This window comes from Actinotalea ferrariae (assembly GCF_019733465.1).
In the GTDB taxonomy this organism is placed as follows: Bacteria; Actinomycetota; Actinomycetes; order Actinomycetales; family Cellulomonadaceae; genus Actinotalea; species Actinotalea ferrariae_A.
Map to the genome: position 1 here is coordinate 1 of NZ_JACVQL010000269.1, position 3,364 is coordinate 3,364.

Sequence of the window (3,364 nt, forward strand, 5' to 3'; positions counted from 1 at the left end):
GCCTCGCCGACCTCGGCCCCGCGGCACCGGCGTGCCTGTGGGTCCGCGGCGCCGCGGCGCTCGACCGGCTGTGCGAGCGCTCGGTCGCGCTCATCGGGGCGCGCGCGTGCACCGCGTACGGCGAGCACGTCACGGCGGAGCTCGCCGCGGGACTCGGCGACGCCGGCGTGAGCGTCGTGTCCGGCGGCGCGTACGGCGTCGACGCGGTGGCGCACCGCACCGCCGTCGTCGGAGGGACTCCGACCGTCGCGTTCCTCGCGGGCGGGGTCGACCGGCCCTACCCGGCCGGGAACGCACGCCTGCTCGGTGCGATCGCCGACGGAGCGGGCGCCTGCGTCAGCGAGGTGCCGCCCGGAGCCGTGCCGAGCCGCACGCGGTTCCTCCAGCGCAACCGGCTGATCGCTGCCGCGGCGCAGGCGACGGTCGTCGTGGAGGCCGCGTGGCGCTCGGGTGCGCTGAGCACCGCGGGCCATGCCGCCGCGCTGCTGCGTCCGGTCGGCGCGGTGCCGGGACCGGTGACGTCGGCCGCCTCGGCCGGGTGCCACCGGCTGCTGCGCGAGGGTGCCGCGGTGTGCGTGACGGACGCCGCCGAGGTCCTCGAGCTCGTGAGCGCGAGCGCCGAGGACGGCCGTGCCCGGGACGGCCGCGCGGGGGAGCCCCCCGGCGACGGACGCCTCGCGCTCGACGGCCTCGACGAGGCGGCGCGCCGTGCGCTGGACGCGCTGCCCGTCCGGAGCGGGGCCACGCTGGACGCGCTGACGGGCGTCGCGGGGCTCACGCTGCCCGAGCTGACGGCGGCCCTCGGCGCGCTCGAGCTGGCAGGCCTCGCGGTCCAGGTCTCGGGACGATGGCGCCGGGTTCGTCCCGGTGACGAAGCCGGTCGGAGTCGGGCGAATCGGTCCAAAGCCGGGCGTCGGACGGGCGGGAGCGGGTGAAGTCTGCGGCCCTCGTCTTGTGAGCGCTCGCGCGAGGGGCCACGGTAGGTGACATGCAGCCCCGCAACGACGTGATCGGCGCGTCGACCGACGACGTCGCCGTCGCGGACTTCGGGCTGCACCTGTCGGCAGCACGCGGTCTGTCGCCGCACACGGTGCGCGCGTACTGCGGCGACGTCCGGCACGCGCTCGGGTTCGCTCGCCGCCGCGGCGTGGCGTGGCCGGACGTCGACCTGCCGCTGCTGCGCGCCTGGCTGGCCTCGATGGTGTCCGGACGCCTCTCCCGCGCGACGATCGCGCGGCGCGGTGCCGCGGTCCGCGCCTTCTACGCGTGGGCGGCGCACGAGGGCCTCGTGCCGGTCGACCCCGCCGTACGGCTCGTCACGGCCCAGCCGGGCGACTCGCTGCCGGTGGCGCTCGGTGTGGGTCCCGCGGCCGCGCTCCTCGATGCGGCGCGTGCGCTCGCCGACGACGGCGACCCGCTCGCGCTGCGCGACTGGGCCGCCCTCGAGCTGCTGTACGCGACCGGCGTGCGGGTGGGCGAGCTCGTCGGTGCCGACGTCGACGACGTCGACCGCTCGTCGCGCCTGCTCCGCGTCATGGGCAAGGGCGCCAAGGAGCGGGTCGTGCCCTTCGGCGTACCCGCCGGGCGTGCGGTCGGGATGTGGCTGGACCTCGGTCGACCCGCGCTCGCCACCGCGACGTCGGGGCCGGCCCTCCTCCTCGGCAGCAGGGGAGGCCGCCTGGACCAGCGTCAGGTCCGCGCCGTCGTCCACCGGGCGGCGGCCGCGGCGGGCGTCGAGGACGTCGCACCGCACGCCCTGCGCCACACGGCCGCGACCCACCTCGTGCAGGGGGGATCGGACCTGCGTAGCGTGCAGGAGATCCTCGGTCACGCGACGCTCGCCACGACCCAGCGCTACACGCACGTCAGCCCCGACCGCCTGAGGTCCTCGTACCTCCAGGCCCACCCACGAGCCTGAGAGGGACCGATGGCAGCAGAGTCCCAGACCCGGTCCGCGAGGGGCGCGACGCGCACCCCGAGCGAGGTCGTCCCGCGCCCCCACTCCGAGGGAGCCGCCGAGGACGCCCTCCACGTGACGTCGCTGTGGTCCGTCTTCAAGGAGACCGGCGACCGCGGGGCGCGGGAGCGCCTGATCCTCCACTACGCGCCCCTCGTCACGATGGTCGCGGGACGCGTGGGGGCCGGGCTCCCGAGCACCGTCGAGCAGGCCGACCTCGTCTCGTACGGGATGTTCGGCCTCATCGACGCGATCGAGAAGTACGAGACCGACCGTGCGGTGAAGTTCGAGACCTACGCGAGCTCGCGCATCCGCGGCGCGATCATCGACGAGCTGCGGGCCATCGACTGGATCCCCCGCTCCGTGCGCACCAAGGCGCGTGCGGTCGACCGCGCGTTCGCCGAGCTCGAGGGCGAGCTCCGTCGCGCGCCCTCCGAGCAGGAGGTCGCGGCGCGCCTGGAGATCGGCGTGGGCGAGCTGCGCGCGGTCTTCACCCAGCTGTCCACGGTGAACGTCGCCGCGCTCGACGAGCTCCTGGGCGGCAGCGCCGACCGTGGCGACTCGCTGTCGCTGCTGGACACCCTCGAGGACCCGGGCGCGACCGACCCCGCGGGCAGCGTCGAGGCGCAGGAGATGAAGATCATGCTCGCCCGCGCCATCGAGCGCCTGGGTGAGCGCGAGAAGATCGTCCTCGTCCTCTACTACTACGAGGGCATGACGCTCGCGGAGATCGGGCGCATCCTGGGCGTCACGGAGTCGCGCATCTCGCAGATGCACACCGCCGCCATGCTGCGCCTCCGCACCACGCTGCAGGAGCACGACAAGGTCTGACCCGCCTGCTCCTCCCGCTGCCCGACGGACCTGCTCCGGTCAGCGGTCGGGTGGCCCTGGGAGGAGGACCACGGGGCCCGTGCCGGCCACGAGGTCGAGCGGGTCCACGTAGGCCTCGCCGTCGCGGACGCCCCAGTGCAGGCACCGCGGCGAGCAGTGCGTCGCCGCGGGCGGGGGCTGGATCGTGCCGAGCGCCTGCCCGGGTGCGACCCGCGTCCCGACGGGGACCTCGGCGAGCACCGGTTCGAGGCTCGAGCGCAGGCCGTCGTCGTGCAGCACCGTGACCACGTGCCGGTCCACCACGGGTCCGGCGAACACGACGGTGCCCGCGGCCGGCGCCGACACGGCGGTCCCCGTGGCCGCCTCCAGGTCGACACCCCGGTGGCCGGACGACCAGGGCTGCGGGGGCGGGTCGAACCGCGCCCGGAGCGCACCGCCCGTGACCGGCAGGCGGTACGTCGTGCCGGCGGCCTCGCCCCCCTCTCCGTCGCCGGCACTGACGGCCGTGCCGCCCCGGTCGACGCCGGCCGCTCGCGCCAGCTCGGCGAGCGCCTCCTCGCCGGTCCGCCCCACGAC

At 76.2% G+C, this 3,364-nt stretch carries 4 protein-coding genes; 3 read left to right on the forward strand and 1 reads right to left on the reverse strand.

Translation table 11 applies throughout. From position 1 onward, the window contains the following. The 3 genes from ICW40_RS17535 to whiG form a co-directional block, all read left to right on the forward strand. Positions 1 to 935 (forward strand): DNA-processing protein DprA (locus ICW40_RS17535; protein ID WP_221655293.1); only part of this gene is annotated, 935 nt, incomplete at its 5' end. A 53-nt stretch (positions 936 to 988) separates the two neighbouring features. After that, the gene (locus ICW40_RS17540; protein WP_221655294.1) at positions 989 to 1,918 is read left to right on the forward strand and encodes a tyrosine recombinase XerC; all 930 of its coding nucleotides are present in this window, start codon (positions 989 to 991) and stop codon (positions 1,916 to 1,918) included. Positions 1,919 to 1,927: 9 nt separating this feature from the next. Then, positions 1,928 to 2,788 carry an RNA polymerase sigma factor WhiG gene (gene whiG, locus ICW40_RS17545; protein ID WP_221655295.1) on the forward strand — a complete coding sequence of 287 codons (861 nt, stop codon included), beginning with the start codon at positions 1,928 to 1,930 and terminating at the stop codon, positions 2,786 to 2,788. A 39-nt stretch (positions 2,789 to 2,827) separates the two neighbouring features. Here the strand turns inward: whiG and ICW40_RS17550 are convergent. Then, on the reverse strand, positions 2,828 to 3,364 hold a 537-nt coding region (locus tag ICW40_RS17550), incomplete at its 5' end, for a murein hydrolase activator EnvC family protein (RefSeq protein ID WP_374199179.1).

Coding starts and splice junctions, on each gene's coding strand:
- ICW40_RS17540 (WP_221655294.1), top strand. CDS start 989: ATGCAGCCCCGCAACGACGTGATCGGCGCGTCGACCGACGACGTCGCC.
- whiG (WP_221655295.1), top strand. CDS start 1,928: ATGGCAGCAGAGTCCCAGACCCGGTCCGCGAGGGGCGCGACGCGCACC.